Consider the following 15,245-nt stretch of genomic DNA (forward strand, 5'->3'; position numbering starts at 1 on the left):
TTAATGGATATTCAATTTGTAGGCGAAAACCTGCTACCGGGTAAAATCGGGCAGTTTTTTATTGTGCTGGCGTTTAGTGCATCATTACTTTCAACAATCGCATACTTTTATGCCAGTCGCGATAAAAATTTAGAAGATAAATCTTGGCGTAACTTAGGCCGGATTGGATTCTTGGTTAATTTTGGCTGTATAATTGGTATCGGAGCAATTTTGTTCTACCTGGTACTGGGCCACTACAATGAATACAGTTATATTTATTGGCACTCTTCAAAACAACTTCCAATTCATTATATTATTTCTGCTTTTTGGGAAGGGCAGGAAGGAAGTTTCTTGCTTTGGGCTTTCTGGCAATCGTTTCTAGGTACTTTATTAATCTGGAAAGCTAAAAGCTGGGAGCGCCCTGTAATGACAGTTGTGGCCTTTTCTCAAGTGTTTTTAACTTCAATGCTTTTAGGTGTAGAGATCTTGGGTGAACGCATCGGAAGTTCTCCTTTTATCCTATTAAGAGATTCTCTTGATCTGAAATCAATGGCTCCTGTAGTTTTCGCAAACCCTGAGAACTTCGCTAATTATTTAAAATTTATTACCGATGGTAGAGGATTAAATCCATTGTTGCAAAACTATTGGATGGTTATCCACCCGCCAACCTTATTTTTAGGTTTTGCCAGTATGATTGTGCCTTTTGCCTATGGAATTGCGGCTTTGTGGCAGAAAAGATATAAAGAATGGATTAAACCAGCTATGCCCTGGGCACTTTTTGCGGTGATGGTTTTGGGTACAGGTATTATTATGGGTTCTTTCTGGGCTTACGAAGCACTAAACTTTGGCGGTTTCTGGGCTTGGGATCCTGTAGAAAATGCTTCTTTAATTCCATGGTTAACCTTAATTGGTGCCGTACACGTAATGATTGCTTATAAAAATACAGGTCATGCTTATTTTACAGCAATTGCTTTAGTATTCTTAAGTTTCTTATTGGTGCTTTATGCATCGTTTTTAACCCGAAGCGGAATTTTAGGTGATACATCAGTTCACTCGTTTACCGATATGGGGATGTTTGGCCACTTGATTTTATACAATGTAGTTTTCGCTGTTTTAGCAATTGTGCTCATTGTAGTAAGGTGGAAAGAATTGCCAATTACCACCAAGGATGAAGAAACCTATTCGCGCGAATTCTGGATGTTTATTGGGGCTTTAGTGGTAACCATCGCTTGTATCCAGGTCATATTCTCTACATCAGTTCCTGTATTTAACAAAGCCTTTGGAACAAACTTTTCGCCTCCGATCGATGCTGTGAAATACTATAATCAATGGCAGGCACCATTTGCTGTATTAATTACTTTGATTTCGGGTTTCTCTCAATATTTAAAATACAAAAGGACTGATCCACGCAAATTTTATAGCAGTCTGGTTTCGGCAATTATTTTCTCAATTGTATTAACAGCAGGTTTGGTGTATGTGGCAGATATTTATACCAATACCATGTACATCCTGATTACCTTCAGCTGTTTATTTGCCGTACTTTCTAACGCAGCAGTATTATATCAGGCTTTCGGTGGTAAGGCAAAATTGGCTGGGTCGGCAATTGCACATATTGGTTTTGCTTTTTTGGTCCTAGGTGCATTAATTTCTGCTGCTACAAACAAACCATTATCTATCAACTCGAATAATTTTATTCCGGTAAAAGATTTCGAAAAAGTAGAAAAACCTGGAGAGAACATCATGTTATACAAAAACGAACCCAAGAAAATGGGTAAGTACACCGTAACCTATGTAGCCGATACCACGGTAGCTCCTAATACCATTTATACCCTTAATTTTAAAGTTTTAGATAAAGAAGGTAAGGTTAAAGAAGATTTCAACTTACATCCACATGTACAGGAGAATGAAAAAATGGGCTTAATTGCCTCTCCTGATACCAAGCATTACCTTACTTATGATGTTTATACCCACATCACCAGTGCTGCGATTAAAAAAACATCGCATGAAGATCATGAAGGTCATTCTGATGATGAAAATTATAAAGCACCACGCATTGTTAAGGTTTCGGTAGGAGATACCATTCATACCTCAAGTGGTATTGTTACCGTGAAAGATTTGAACAGAAAACCTACTGCAAAAGATTTAGTTTTAGGCCAGGGCGATTATGCGGTTGGTTTACCATTAGAAATTAATGCTTCCGGTAAAGTTTACAACACAGAGCCTATTTTCTTGATCAAAGGGAATAATACTTTCGATTTCGCACGTAAGGTGGATGAACTGGATTTGAAATTCCGCTTTTCCAGGGTATTGCCAGATGAGAAAAAAGTGGAGCTTCAGATTTTTGAAAAACCTCAGCAGGCTAAAGACTGGGTAGTTTTTAAAGCAATAGAATTTCCTTTCATCAATTTATATTGGGCAGGTACTATTGTAATGGTTGTCGGTTTCTTACTTTCAATTTTCAGAAGAAGAAAAGAGGCTAAAACCGCATAAAATCATGAAGATCGTTTTATTAGGTTCGGGAAACGTTGCCACACACTTAGCAAAAGCATTAAAAGCCAAAGGTGAAGATGTGGTACAGGTGTACAGCCCAAATCTTAATAATGCAAAATTATTGGCTGATTTAATAACAGCTGAGGCCATAAGCGATTTAAATGAGGTTAAACAGAATGCTGATTTATATATTATCTCGGTAAAGGACGATGCCATTGAAACCGTATCCAGATCATTAAAAAATGTAAGCGGTTTGGTGGTACATACCTCTGGAACTACCGATGTTAATATTTTATCGTCACAGGTAAAAAAAGCAGGTGTTCTTTATCCTTTGCAAACTTTTTCAAAAGGTAAAGAGGTTTCATTTGAAAATATCCCGCTCTGTATAGAAGCGAACGATGAAAGTCAATTGGCGATTTTAAACAATCTGGCAACTAAAATTAGCCGTCAGGTGTACGGATTAGGTGGCGAGAAAAGAAAAGTGTTACACCTTGCAGCGGTATTTGCCTGTAATTTTCCGAATCACCTGTATGCTTTGGCGAATAAAATTTTAAGTCAGAACGGTTTGGATTTCGAAATCATCAGGCCGTTAATTGCCGAAACCGCCGATAAGGTAATGAGCAATCTGCCTGAAAATGTGCAGACTGGGCCAGCAATTAGGGCTGATGAAAGCACTTTAAATAAGCATTTGAGCATGTTAACCGATATGCCCGAATTGCAGAACATTTATCAAACATTGAGCGATAGCATAAAATTAACGCTGAAATAGCATAATTACGGCTTTTGCTTCTTACTTTTGCAAAATAATTATGAGCATTTTTAAACTAAAAATAAATTTTGAAGAAGCAGATCACGAATCTATTGAATTACCAATAGCAGCCGGCGAATCTGTTTTAGATGTTTGTCTGGATAACGGAATCGAATTACAGCACAACTGTGGTGGTGTTTGTGGTTGCAGTACCTGCCATGTATACGTAACAAAAGGTATGGATAATATCGAAGAGATTTCTGATAAAGAAGAAGACTTTATCGATAGGGCTGTTCGTCCGAAAATTACTTCCCGCTTAGGTTGCCAATGTGTGGTAATTAACGGCGATATCGAAGTTACCATTCCAGATCAGTCTGGCTTTATGGGACACTAATTTAGTCCTGAGTTCAGAGTCTTTAGTTGGGAGTCGAAAACCTTCCAACATTAAACATTTCAACTTTAAAACAACAACAACCAACAAAACAACATGAATAACGATAAATTTGCTTTACCTTTTTACTGGAACGATTACGAAGATATTGCAATGTCTTTATATGAGAAATTTGGTGATGATTTTACAGAAGCCAAAATCTACCGTATCCGCTTTACCGAACTTTTAGAATGGGTTTTAGCATTGCAAAACTTTAAAGGTACCCGCGAAGAAAGCAGTGAAGGGCATTTAGAGCAAATTCAATCTGCCTGGGTTTACGAGTGGAGAGATAACCAGTAATTAGTCCTAAGTTCGGGCTCCTCAGTCCAGAGTCAGCACCGAGCGCTTAACCCTAAACGCCAAACGCGCGAATGTTTTTACAGAAACTAAAAGAGATCACTACCTTCATTTTTGACGTAGATGGTGTGCTTACCGATGGATCAGTTCAGGTTACTGATAATGGTCAGTCCTTGCGCACTTTTAACATTAAAGATGGTTATGCCATGCAATTGGCAGTTAAAAGAGGGTATAATATCTGTATTATATCTGGTGGAGATGGTATTGCCATGGGGAAGCGTTTTTTTAATCTGGGTGTAACCGATGTGTTCCTGGGAGCAGGAGATAAGGTGGCCATTTTTAATCAATACCTTCAGGATAAAAACATTGCTGCAGGAGAAGTGCTTTACATGGGCGACGACATTCCTGATTTAAAAGTAATGAAACTCGTAGGGCTTCCAACCTGCCCTGCTGATGCCGTGGAAGAAATAAAAGAGATAGCTACATTCATTTCCCCTTACAATGGAGGCAAAACCGCTGTTCGCGATATTATCGAAAAAGTAATGAAAGTACAGGGCAGATGGCATGATGAAAATCCAAATGCTGCCGATTCAGGTATGTAAATTAGTTCAATAGTTCATTTGTCATTGGTTAGCCTTTTGCCGTCATTGCGAGAAAGCTTTTCAGCCGACGAAGCAATCTTTACCAGAAAATCTATTTATTAAGGAAAATCCTTCCCACTCGTCATCCTGAAGCTTGTTTTACAAGTGTAAATAGTGTTTTCAATTGTCTTGTAGCTACTACGTGGTCAGGATCTTTCTAGCTGTAAAAGATTCTTCACTACGTTCAGAATGACAAAGTATCAGAATAACATTTTTCTTGCAACAGCTAAGTTACATATCGGCGTTAAACTTTTATTTTTTTTTATACTCCAACATGCTCAATTTTCAACCAAAACAACAAAAACGACATGAAAAAATTAATGATGATTTGCGGATTGATGCTAGGAATAGCCGGTTTCGCTAACGCGCAGCAAGGTGGTGGACAAGGCAGAATGATGATGAAGCCTGAAGAACGCGTAAAACAGTTAGACGAAAAATTAAAGTTATCTGATGATCAAAAAACAAAGTTAACCACTGTGTTTACTGAGCAGGCAGAAACCATGAAAAAAATGCGCGAAGAAATGCAAGGTGGTGGCGATAGAGATGCGATGAGAGAGAAAATGCAAAAAATGCGTGCTGACAATGATGCAAAAGTAACTGCAGTATTAACAGACGATCAGAAAAAAACTTACGAAGCCTGGCAAAAAGAGCAACGTGCTGAAATGGAAAAGCGTAGACAAGGTGGTGGAAATAACTAATCTCGGTAAAATATCGAATAAGAAAAGCGGCTTTATGTCGCTTTTCTTATTTTAGCAGAAAAATAAAATATGCCTGCCAATTTCCCTCCCATTATTTTAGCATCTAAATCGCCACGTAGACAAGAGCTTTTAACGCTTATGGGCTTAAATTTTAAAGTCGAACTAAAAGATATAGATGAAAGCTACCCATCGGATTTAAGTCCCGCAGAAATTGCCGTTTACATTTCAGAACAGAAGGCTAAGGCTTTTACTGCTGATGGTGAAATAGTAATTACAGCCGATACCATCGTAGCCTTAAACGGTGAAATTTTAGGTAAACCTGAAGATAGGGCGCATGCACAAGAAATGTTAGCTAAACTCTCAGGAAGCAAACATGAGGTGTTTACTGGTGTAACACTTGTTAAAGGAGATAAAATGCATTCGTTTTACGATAGAACAGAGGTTTACTGTAAATCTGTTACAGCTGATGAAATTGATTTCTACATTGATAATTATAAACCCTTTGATAAGGCAGGAAGTTATGGCGTGCAAGATTGGTGGGGCATTGTAGTAGTAAAACGCATAGAAGGCTCTTATACAAACGTAATGGGCTTACCAACTGAAAAGCTTTATAACGAGCTGCTGAAATTTATTTAAAACTCCTTGTGGAATTCTCGTAAAAGTTTCATCATTTCTAAAAACAACCACGATGAAAACGAGAATTAACGAAGTTACCATAGCCGAGCCATGTTTACAGAATTGGGATGAAATGGAAAAAGGTGTAGGTTTTAATTTCTGTAAAGCCTGCAGTAAAAATGTAATCGATTTTTCAGGTTACACCAATGCCGAAATTATAGGGGTATTGGCTAATTCCGGTTCTTCGGTATGTGGCCGCCTAAGCCAAACTCAATTAAATCAGCTCAATTATCATTTATCCATTGTTCCAACAAGCAACAAGAACTGGATAAAATATATTGGAGTGCTCGCCATTGGAATGAGTGTTTTTATAATGGAAGCCAGTGCCACAAACTTTAAAGCACCAATTGAAATAACAAGAAGTATAAACAACGGAATAGACGATAAAAAGCCTACTGTGCCTAAAAAAATATATGGTTATGTTATTGGTGCAGATAATAAACCTGCGATAGGAATAAAATTGACCATTGCTGATACTAGGCTTTTCTCCACCACTGATAAAAACGGGCGCTACGAAATTACCTTAGATGATAAGTTTGATGTCAGCAAAAACAAACTGGTAGTTGAAAGTTTGCAATATCATGCTATTTTAACTCTCGATTTTTCTAAAGGGAAACAAAACAACCTTAAGCTTCAAAAAGCTGAGTCTATGATTATGGGCAAGATAATGATTGCACCTAAAAAAAAATAACTTAAATTAATATACGCTAAACTCTCAATGATCCATATCCTGTATGGATCATTTTTTATATCAGGCTAACCAAAACACCCATTTTTAAATCGTAGGTAGAGAGCGTTAACTGGTTTATTTTCGTTCTACCTAATACATAGTTCGTAATTAAAGCAGCAATCACAATCATATCAACCCTTAATGGGGTCATGCCTGGCATTTCGGCCCGTTCTTTATGCGTAGCATTGAGTAACTTGATCGAAGTTGCAATGTAGTCGTCGAAATTGAATGCGAAGGTTTTGGCCGTTTTAATATCTGCTTTTAAGTTGTTTTTTCTGATAATGAGCTCAGCAAATGTTTCGAATGCCCCGGCAGATCCGATTAAAATTTCTGGATGGTACTTTTCACAGATTTCGAAAAGATCTGCCAATTGATTTTGAATATGAAATAAAATGGCATTTTTCTCCTCATCGGTTATAGGATCTGATTTAAAGAACTGCTGCATTAAACGCGCTGCCCCTATGTTATAACTTTTTTTCCAGATCAGTTTTTCGGGATCACACAGGATAAATTCAACGCTTCCACCACCAATATCCATAATCAAAGATATCTTTGTAATTGCTCCGCTCAGTTTTACACCTTGGTAAATTAATTCAGCCTCTTCATCGCCGCTAATCGTTTCGATATTTATTCCGGTTCTTTCTTTTACTGCATCAACGAAATCTTGCCCGTTTTCTGCGCTTCTAACCGCCGAAGTAGCGGTAGCCCTTACCTCACTAACCTGATATTCAGCAATTGTTTGGCTAAACGTTTTAAGACAGTTCACGCCTCTTTCAAAGGCTGCAGGAATGATAATATTGTCGTTAATTCTTCCTTCACCCAATTTAACAGGCACATTGGTTTTGTATAAAACTTCAGGCTGATTTCCTGTTGTTTCGGCAATAAGTAAGTGAAAAGTATTGGTTCCAAGATCGATAACGGCAACACGCATATTTATTGTTTTATGTTTTTTTGGAAAGCAGAAGCCGTATTTCTTCGGGAGCTGTAGTCCTGCTATCCACTAAATTTCGTTAATGTTGGTGCTAAATTAAGGGTAGTAGAGCGAAATACCATTGCTAATAGGTTTATTTTATTTTCTCGTGGTGTCGGATATTACCATCTGACACAGCAAAAATCATTCAGCAGTATTCATTTGTCATATAATCGAAGCAGTCAGATGGTAACATCTTACTGCACTAATATAAAAATCTTCCTCCAATTTTATTAATATGATCGAGGTAGTCAGATGGTAACATCTGACATCACAAAATAAACCTATTTCACTAAATCCTGCAATTGTTTCGCATTATGCAATGCTCCAACCCCCCAAGTATTGTTAAAATATACAAAAATTCCGCTTTCTGTATCCTTGATCTGATTTTTGAAAGCTTTAATAACATTGATATCGTATTCTGATTTGTAAAGCACAGGTTTCCCATGAAAACGGTAATAAACGGTCGATGTGTTCTGGATCACCTCATCAGGTAAGGAAGAAGGATAGCTTTGGCCACTAAATATGATGTTGTTTTGAGCGAGGTTTTTATAAACTTCTCCATCAAACCAGCTAATGTGGCGAAACTCTACCACATTTTTTAAATCAGGTCTTAAATTTTCGATCAACAGGTTTAACCGTTCTGCACCATAATCGAACTTTGGTGGAAACTGAAACAGTACACATCCCAATTTCTCTTTTAGTCCGATTTGAATGGCCTCGTAGAAATCGTTTATGAGTTGCTCGCATTCATTGAACTGTTTATAATGTGTAATCAGCCGTGGCGCCTTAATCGTAAATAAAAAATCACCCGGACTTTCATTATACCACTTATCGAACGATTTTTGAGTTGGCATTTTATAAAAGGTAGAATTGATCTCTATTGTATTAAAATGCTCGCAATAATATTTAAACCAATCTTTTTGTGTCAAACCTTTTGGGTAGAAAATCTCTTTCCATTCGCGATAATAGAAGCCCGAGCAACCAATTTTCCATTTCATACATAGAAAACAGCCTATAAATAAAAAGGTTTATTATCCGTTATATATGCCGCTAAAAATAGTTAATGAGATACCAATATAGCCGGATAGCTTTAAATAGAAGTTATTTCTCTTGGTTACAAAACCTATTATTAACGTAATTAACAACTAGAAAATTGAAAGTGTTAAAAATCCAGTAAAAGATGAATGATTGTTTTTTAATTGCGATTCGTTTTTTGTTGATGCAAAGAAAACCTCAATCAGGACCGGGGAAATCCAACCAATTAATACAAAGCAAATATTACTGAGGCTATTGGGTACTTTCTGAAGGCAATAGTGAGTTCGTTCATGTTTTGGGATTAATACCTGTTTCATGGATATGGTAACCCAAAAACAAACTAAAATACCCGTGGTGTCAGATGTCTGATACGGCGAAAAATGAATTATCCAAGTTTATGGTATAGCTCTAATAGTCAGATTGGAGTATCTGACTTCACTGAAATGAATGATCGATTGGCTATTAGTTGTAAACTTGGTTTTTATACGATGATGCTTTATAAAACAAAAAAAACCGACGCTTGCGACATCGGTTTTTCAATTTATATTTAATTAATTACTCGAAGTATTCTTTCATTCTTTCGAAGAAACTCTTATCATTTTTACCCGGTTGAGGCTTAAAGTTCGGCGATTCACGTAATTTCTCTAAAGCATTACGTTCGTCGCTACTTAAAGCTTTTGGTGTCCAGATGTTGATGTGGATAATCTCATCACCTCTATGGTAAGAATTCACTTCTGGTAAACCTTTACCTTTTAAGCGTAATAATTTTCCGCTTTGTGTTCCCGGATCTATTTTGATTTTTGCTTTACCATCAATGGTTGGTACTTCAATGCTCATTCCTAAAGCAGCATCAACGAAGCTTAAATGTAAATCGTAAACGATATTGTTGCCTTCGCGTTTTAAGGTTTCGTGTGGCGTTTCTTCAATTAAGATAATTAAATCACCTGGGATACCACCATTAGGTGCAGCATTTCCTTTTCCACTCATGCTTAACTGCATACCTTCACTTACACCAGCAGGAATATTGATGGTAATGGTTTCTTCGCCACGTACAACACCATCTCCATGACAAACTGTACATTTTGAGGTAATTTGCTGGCCGCTACCATTACAGGTAGGGCAGGTAGATGCGGTTTGCATCTGGCCTAAAATTGTATTGGTTACTCTACGCACCTGGCCACTACCACCGCAGGTACCACAGGTACTTACCGATGATTTATCTTTTGCACCAGAGCCATCGCAGGTTTTACAAACAATTAGTTTATTAACCTTGATTTTCTTTTCTGCACCATGTGCAATTTCCTCTAGTGTTAATTTAACTTTTATACGTAGGTTAGAGCCTTTGGCTACACGACGGCCACCACGTTGCTGTCCGCCACCACCACCAAAAAAGCTTTCGAAAGGATTGTGGCCGCCAAATACATCGCCGAAATTGCTAAAAATATCGTCCATGTTCATGCCGCCACCGCCGTAACCACCGCCACTTGCGCCTCCAACGCCTGCATGACCGTATTGATCATAACGTTGTTTTTTATCGGGACTGCTTAAAACTTCGTAAGCTTCGGCAGCTTCCTTAAATTTATCTTCAGCAGCTTTATCTCCTGGATTTTTATCTGGATGATATTTAATCGCCATCTTGCGATAAGCTTTTTTTATCTCATCAGCGGCTGCGCCCCTAGTTACGCCTAATACGTCGTAATAATCTCTTTTACTCATCTTCTTTATAAAATGATTAAATGATTGAGTGATGGAATGAGAGAATGTTAATTCAATCATTCAAAATTCAATCATTCAATAATTATTTCTTACGCTCCAACTACAACTTTAGCAAAGCGGATTACATTATCATTTAAGGTATAACCTTTTTCAACTTCGTCGATCACTTTCCCTTTAAGATCATCGCTAGGAGCAGGGATATTGGTAATTGCTTCGTGGAAATCGGTATTGAAAGGTTGACTGATGCTTTCTACATCTTTCAATCCTTTTTGTGCTAAAGTGTTTTTTAGCTTTGTGCTTACCAATAAAATGCCTTCTTTAACCGGGGCAACGTCAGCAGCAGTTTCCATTGCTTTTAATGCACGGTCGAAATCATCTAAAACAGGTAAAAGTGAAACAATTACATCTTTACCAGCCGTTTGCAATAATTCTACGCGTTCTTTTTGTGTACGACGTTTATAATTATCGAACTCAGCATATAAACGTAAATATTTGTCGTTAAGTTGTTGAACTTCCTCTTGCAATTTTTCTTCTGCAGATAATTCGGGCGCCTGCTCAGCTTCAGCGATAGGGGCATCAGTATTCTCTACATTCTCAGCAGTATTTTCTGATGTATTTTCAGGATTCATTATATTTTCTTCTTTATCGTTATTTTTCTTCTTATTAAACATAATACTGGGCTGAATTTTTTTGTGTTGATCTCAACTATTTTGCCATAAACGGAAATCAGCCAAGCTGTCAGATTTATTTGTATTTATCTGAACAGATTGGCTGATTAGCTGACGGATGTCAGAATTTTTTATACGATTTGTGCATCTTCGTGCACAACTCCATTCTCACATTTAATAATGCGCGAAGGGAAAGTACGGATGATATGATAATCGTGTGTAGCCATCAAAACGGCAGTTCCGGCCTGGCTAATTTGTTTTAAAAGGGTTACAATTTCTTCTGATGTTTCCGGATCTAAATTTCCTGTAGGCTCATCAGCAAGAATAATTTCCGGATCATTTAACAAAGCTCTTGCAATAACAATACGTTGCTGCTCGCCACCAGAAATTTCGTGTGGCATTTTTTTGATTTTCGAACGCAAACCAACTTTGTCTAAAACATCTTTAACGCGTTCGTTGATTAGTTTTTCGTCTTTCCAACCTGTTGCCTTAAGCACAAATTCAAGGTTTTTTTCAATGGTTCTATCGGTAAGCAATTGAAAATCCTGAAAAACTACACCCAATTTACGGCGTAAAAACGGCACCTGGCTTTCTTTCAGGTTTTTAAGGTCGAAACCAGCAATATTGCCTTCGCCATTACCAATATGTAAGTCGCCATATAATATTTTAAGCAAACTGCTCTTACCCGAACCTGTTTGACCGATCAGGAAGACAAATTCGTCCTTTTCGATGTGTAAATTTACGTTTGAGAGGACTAGATGTTTCTGTTGAAAAACATCAACATTGCTTAAATGAATTACTGAGTTGCCTGCCATATTATATTTCTAATTTTGCAATCTGCCCGAAAGGCAAATCTTTAACCATTTCCATAATGTATTCTTGCTTGTCGCCAAGTCCGAGTTTTTCCAGCGATTTATCAGGTCTATCAACCCTAAAATAAGCTAAAAGTGTAAACTTGTCATCTCTTAACTGTACGTAATCTGGAATTTTGGCTATGCCTTTAACTTTAACGATATACATTGTGTCCAAAAATAGCATTTCCAAATGATAAGCGGAAGTAAGAAGCCCTTTTTATCTCATTAGCATTACCCAGCCAGTATGGATTTTAAAATCTTTGTTTAAATAAATGCTGTAATAATATATTGCCGGTGGAAGATCTTTCCCATTCATTTTTCCATCCCAGGCTTTAAAAATTCCGGTACTTTGGTAAACGAGTTGGCCATATCGGTTGGTTACTTTTACAATTGAACTGGGGAAAGAAGTAATAGATGGAATACTCCAGGTATCGTTTACATTATCACCATTTGGCGTGAAGGTGTTGGGGATTACCACTTTTGGATAAACCTTGATGAAAACCTCATCACTGCTACTGTTACAGCCTAAATTTGAGCTGGCATGTAAAGTATAGGTAATGTCTTCTGTTGGTGTAGCAATGGGATTGAGTTTGGTGGGGTCGTCAAGATAATCTGATGGTGTCCAGAAATAGGTAAAATCATCTCCACTCGCTTTACCGTTTAAAACTGTTGACTGTCCGGTAACGATCGTTTGATTCGCACCTGCATCAGCAATTGCATTTTTATTCACATTGATGGTGATTTCCGCGGTTGCTGAGCATCCATCGTTGGAAACCTTTACTGTGTAAGTGGTTGTTTCAGTTGGTGAAGCGATTGGATTAGATGCTTGTGGATTGGAAAGACCATTGGATGGAGTCCAGAGGTAAGAGCTGCCTCCTGACACCTCAAGCTGAACAGATTTACCTTCGCAAATGGTTACGCTTTGGATATTGGTTATTGGAATTATTGGTTCTAAAACTTCAACGGTTGTTGTTGCTGGCGATGTACATCCATTTGCAGTCACTTGAACAGTATAAGAGCCTTCCATCGCTTTAGTTGCGTTGGGAATGGATGGACTTTTATCTGTTGAGCTAAATTGATTCGGGCCTGTCCATCTGTAACTTGTTCCGCCAGATGCATTTAACTGAATGTTATTACCAATGCAAACTCGTCCAGAATTTTCTGCCGTAGCTATCGGAAATGGGTTTACAGTAACCTTTATTGGCTCTGATATTGCCCTACAATAAGTTCTATCAATATTGCCATTCATAGCCGTAATTAACCGATATTGATAAGTGCCAGCTATGCGATTTGAAAAATCTATAGCAGCTTGTTTCGTTGTTTTGCCAGCAATGTCAGCCCAGCCGCTACCCGTATTTTCCTGCCATTGATAAACAGCATTTGTATATCCTGCAGTAATATTTGCATCTAAAATGAAATTTCTGGTATTACCTTCGCACATATTTAATAAAGAGGCATTCGCGTTGAAAAATGGAACGATAGCTGGACCACAAGCTTGTACGGTAATATCATCCAAAGCAAAATCGTTTCCGCTATTTGTTGGTGTTCTGTTAACTAGTTGTAAGGTTACGGTTGAGCTGCTGCCATTGGTGAAATCAACAAAATATTGATGCCAAGTGAGATCTGCGGGTACACTTCCGGTAGATTTCTCATTTAATACATTACCATTAGGATCGGTGATGCGCAAGACCATGTTTGGGGTTTGGGCATTGGCAGCCGGCGAATTTGAATTTAATACCCAGATGGACAAGCGTAAAATAGTATTTGGGCACAAATTGTCCATTTGTTGCTCGAAAAATACGGTTGGTGTGGCAATCCCATCAATTAGAAGCATCAAACCATTGGGATCCCCGGTATGATCAGCATGTGGCTGCCAATAAATGGGAAGGGGATTACCCGGTGTTGCAGGTGTTTTAACTAAACCTGATTGATTCGGCATTAAAGCAGAATTGCTCGGCCCTGGGGGACCAATAAATTCTGTAAATGTTGAGGCACCTGGTGCATATTGTGCCAATGGGCCATACCAATTATCTGTACTATTTCCCTGTCCAAAGGTCTGACTAATGAGTGGTTGTCCGAAAGTTCCGCTACAAAGTTGTGCTTTTGCTAAATGTGCAACCAGGAGGATATAAAGAAAGAATAAAGCTTTTGATAGCGCGTGCATTTACTGGTTTAGATTTATACAATATTAAATAAATTTAAAATCTAAATGCCATCAATGTGCAAAGTCACTCACCAATATTAATTTAACCCATTCAAAAACTCAATAGTATTTACATTATCTGCGTAGTCCCACAGTTTGGGGTGCTGGCTTTGGCCAAAACCGAAAGTGTTTAAGCTTAAAGGCGATTTGCTAATCACACATTGAATGTTTTCTGATTGGTTTTTCAGTTTCTCTTCAAGCGCTTGCAGCTGCTCGTACTCTTCATAAAAAAGAACAGCCAAAGGCGATGTCAGGCGCTCATCTTCTTTTAATAATAAGAAACCATTGTCGAAATGTTTAGCAGCATTAACCAGATAGATAGATTTATTGTAATCGTAATTATTGTTGTATTTAAAGTGGTTGATAATAGGTTGAAAACTTTCTATGCCCTCGTAAAAATTTGCAATATCGTAGCCTTTTGGAAAATAGATTTTAGAAACATTTCTGCAGCCTAAGCCAAAATAATCGAAAATATCGTTGCCTAGGTTTTGAATATCCTCGAAACTTTCAGAACCATCTAAAACTGCAACACTGTTCCTGTTTTTTCTGATAATATTGGGCACTTTACTGAAATAATAGTCGAAATAACGGGATGAATTGTTGCTTCCGGTTGCAATAACAGCATCAAAATCTTTTAAGCGCTCTACATATTCTATTTTATCCTCAAAAGCAGGTTCTATTTTAAAGAGTTCTGCAATTACGGCTTTAATTAACTTGTCATCAGCCGAAGAAAGTTTGATTAAAGCAATATTACCTGTGGCCAGTACACTTAAAACATCATGTAAACCCACCAGTGGGATATTCCCTGCCAGGATTAAACCCACCTTTTTAGGAGCGGTACTAAGCTTAACCGATTTGAACCAAATGGCCAGATCAGCCTCATTTAACATCTCAGCAAAAGATAAAATCGATTTTTTTATGTTTTCTGCAGTGAACCATGCATTAGTGCTTTCAGCGGTATAAAATGCATTTCCTAGTATGTCAGTAGGGTTTGTAAGCAATTTACCTAGTTTGTTGAACGCGATTATTACTTTTTCTTGAGTTAATGCTGACATATTTAGAATTATTATTAAGTGATTATATCTTATATTTGCAGCGCAAAGGTAAA

General features: G+C 37.7%; 16 protein-coding genes. 8 read left to right on the forward strand and 8 right to left on the reverse strand.

Annotation, left to right across the window (positions count from 1 at the left end):
* Positions 1 to 3 precede the first annotated feature (3 nt).
* The 8 genes from EYS08_RS04710 to EYS08_RS04745 all read left to right on the forward strand — a co-directional run bounded on the left by EYS08_RS04710 (position 4) and on the right by EYS08_RS04745 (position 6,649).
* Positions 4 to 2,469, forward strand: coding sequence for a heme lyase CcmF/NrfE family subunit (locus tag EYS08_RS04710; protein WP_131028700.1), 2,466 nt, complete (start codon positions 4 to 6; stop codon positions 2,467 to 2,469).
* Between the two features lie 4 nt (positions 2,470 to 2,473).
* Complete coding sequence (locus EYS08_RS04715; protein ID WP_131028701.1) at positions 2,474 to 3,238, forward strand: Rossmann-like and DUF2520 domain-containing protein; 765 nt, start codon at positions 2,474 to 2,476, stop codon at positions 3,236 to 3,238.
* A gap of 40 nt (positions 3,239 to 3,278) precedes the next feature.
* Positions 3,279 to 3,611 carry a 2Fe-2S iron-sulfur cluster-binding protein gene (locus EYS08_RS04720; protein WP_025143142.1) on the forward strand — a complete coding sequence of 111 codons (333 nt, stop codon included), beginning with the start codon at positions 3,279 to 3,281 and terminating at the stop codon, positions 3,609 to 3,611.
* 93 nt (positions 3,612 to 3,704) lie between these two features.
* A complete protein-coding gene (gene iscX, locus EYS08_RS04725; RefSeq protein ID WP_131028702.1) occupies positions 3,705 to 3,947 on the forward strand; it encodes a Fe-S cluster assembly protein IscX in 243 nt (80 codons plus the stop codon).
* A gap of 71 nt (positions 3,948 to 4,018) precedes the next feature.
* Complete coding sequence (locus EYS08_RS04730) at positions 4,019 to 4,546, forward strand: KdsC family phosphatase (protein ID WP_131028703.1); 528 nt, start codon at positions 4,019 to 4,021, stop codon at positions 4,544 to 4,546.
* A gap of 347 nt (positions 4,547 to 4,893) precedes the next feature.
* Positions 4,894 to 5,283, forward strand: coding sequence for a Spy/CpxP family protein refolding chaperone (locus EYS08_RS04735; protein ID WP_086545265.1), 390 nt, complete (start codon positions 4,894 to 4,896; stop codon positions 5,281 to 5,283).
* A 69-nt stretch (positions 5,284 to 5,352) separates the two neighbouring features.
* The gene (locus EYS08_RS04740) at positions 5,353 to 5,919 is read left to right on the forward strand and encodes a Maf family protein (protein ID WP_131028704.1); all 567 of its coding nucleotides are present in this window, start codon (positions 5,353 to 5,355) and stop codon (positions 5,917 to 5,919) included.
* A gap of 52 nt (positions 5,920 to 5,971) precedes the next feature.
* Positions 5,972 to 6,649: a peptidase associated/transthyretin-like domain-containing protein gene (locus tag EYS08_RS04745; protein WP_131028705.1), complete on the forward strand. Its 678-nt coding sequence runs from the start codon at positions 5,972 to 5,974 to the stop codon at positions 6,647 to 6,649.
* Between the two features lie 55 nt (positions 6,650 to 6,704).
* Here the strand turns inward: EYS08_RS04745 and EYS08_RS04750 are convergent, their stop codons facing one another.
* The 8 genes from EYS08_RS04750 to EYS08_RS04785 form a co-directional block, all read right to left on the reverse strand.
* Positions 6,705 to 7,619, reverse strand: coding sequence for a Ppx/GppA phosphatase family protein (locus EYS08_RS04750; protein ID WP_131028706.1), 915 nt, complete (start codon positions 7,617 to 7,619; stop codon positions 6,705 to 6,707).
* A 323-nt stretch (positions 7,620 to 7,942) separates the two neighbouring features.
* A complete protein-coding gene (locus EYS08_RS04755; RefSeq protein ID WP_131028707.1) occupies positions 7,943 to 8,659 on the reverse strand; it encodes a DUF72 domain-containing protein in 717 nt (238 codons plus the stop codon).
* A gap of 592 nt (positions 8,660 to 9,251) precedes the next feature.
* Positions 9,252 to 10,412 (reverse strand): molecular chaperone DnaJ, encoded by a 1,161-nt coding sequence (gene dnaJ, locus EYS08_RS04760; protein WP_029278682.1) that lies wholly within the window; start codon positions 10,410 to 10,412, stop codon positions 9,252 to 9,254.
* 89 nt (positions 10,413 to 10,501) lie between these two features.
* Entirely contained in the window at positions 10,502 to 11,083 is a 582-nt protein-coding gene (locus EYS08_RS04765; protein WP_131028708.1) for a nucleotide exchange factor GrpE, read from the reverse strand.
* Between the two features lie 128 nt (positions 11,084 to 11,211).
* Entirely contained in the window at positions 11,212 to 11,895 is a 684-nt protein-coding gene (locus EYS08_RS04770; RefSeq protein WP_131028709.1) for a cell division ATP-binding protein FtsE, read from the reverse strand.
* 1 nt (position 11,896) lies between these two features.
* A complete protein-coding gene (locus EYS08_RS04775; protein WP_057932355.1) occupies positions 11,897 to 12,100 on the reverse strand; it encodes a hypothetical protein in 204 nt (67 codons plus the stop codon).
* A 51-nt stretch (positions 12,101 to 12,151) separates the two neighbouring features.
* Positions 12,152 to 14,098, reverse strand: coding sequence for a gliding motility-associated C-terminal domain-containing protein (locus tag EYS08_RS04780; protein WP_131028710.1), 1,947 nt, complete (start codon positions 14,096 to 14,098; stop codon positions 12,152 to 12,154).
* Between the two features lie 77 nt (positions 14,099 to 14,175).
* Positions 14,176 to 15,192 carry an acyl-CoA reductase gene (locus tag EYS08_RS04785; RefSeq protein ID WP_131028711.1) on the reverse strand — a complete coding sequence of 339 codons (1,017 nt, stop codon included), beginning with the start codon at positions 15,190 to 15,192 and terminating at the stop codon, positions 14,176 to 14,178.
* Positions 15,193 to 15,245 lie beyond the last annotated feature (53 nt).

The sequence above is a fragment of the Pedobacter kyonggii genome, assembly GCF_004310665.1.
GTDB lineage: Bacteria > Bacteroidota > Bacteroidia > Sphingobacteriales > Sphingobacteriaceae > Pedobacter > Pedobacter kyonggii.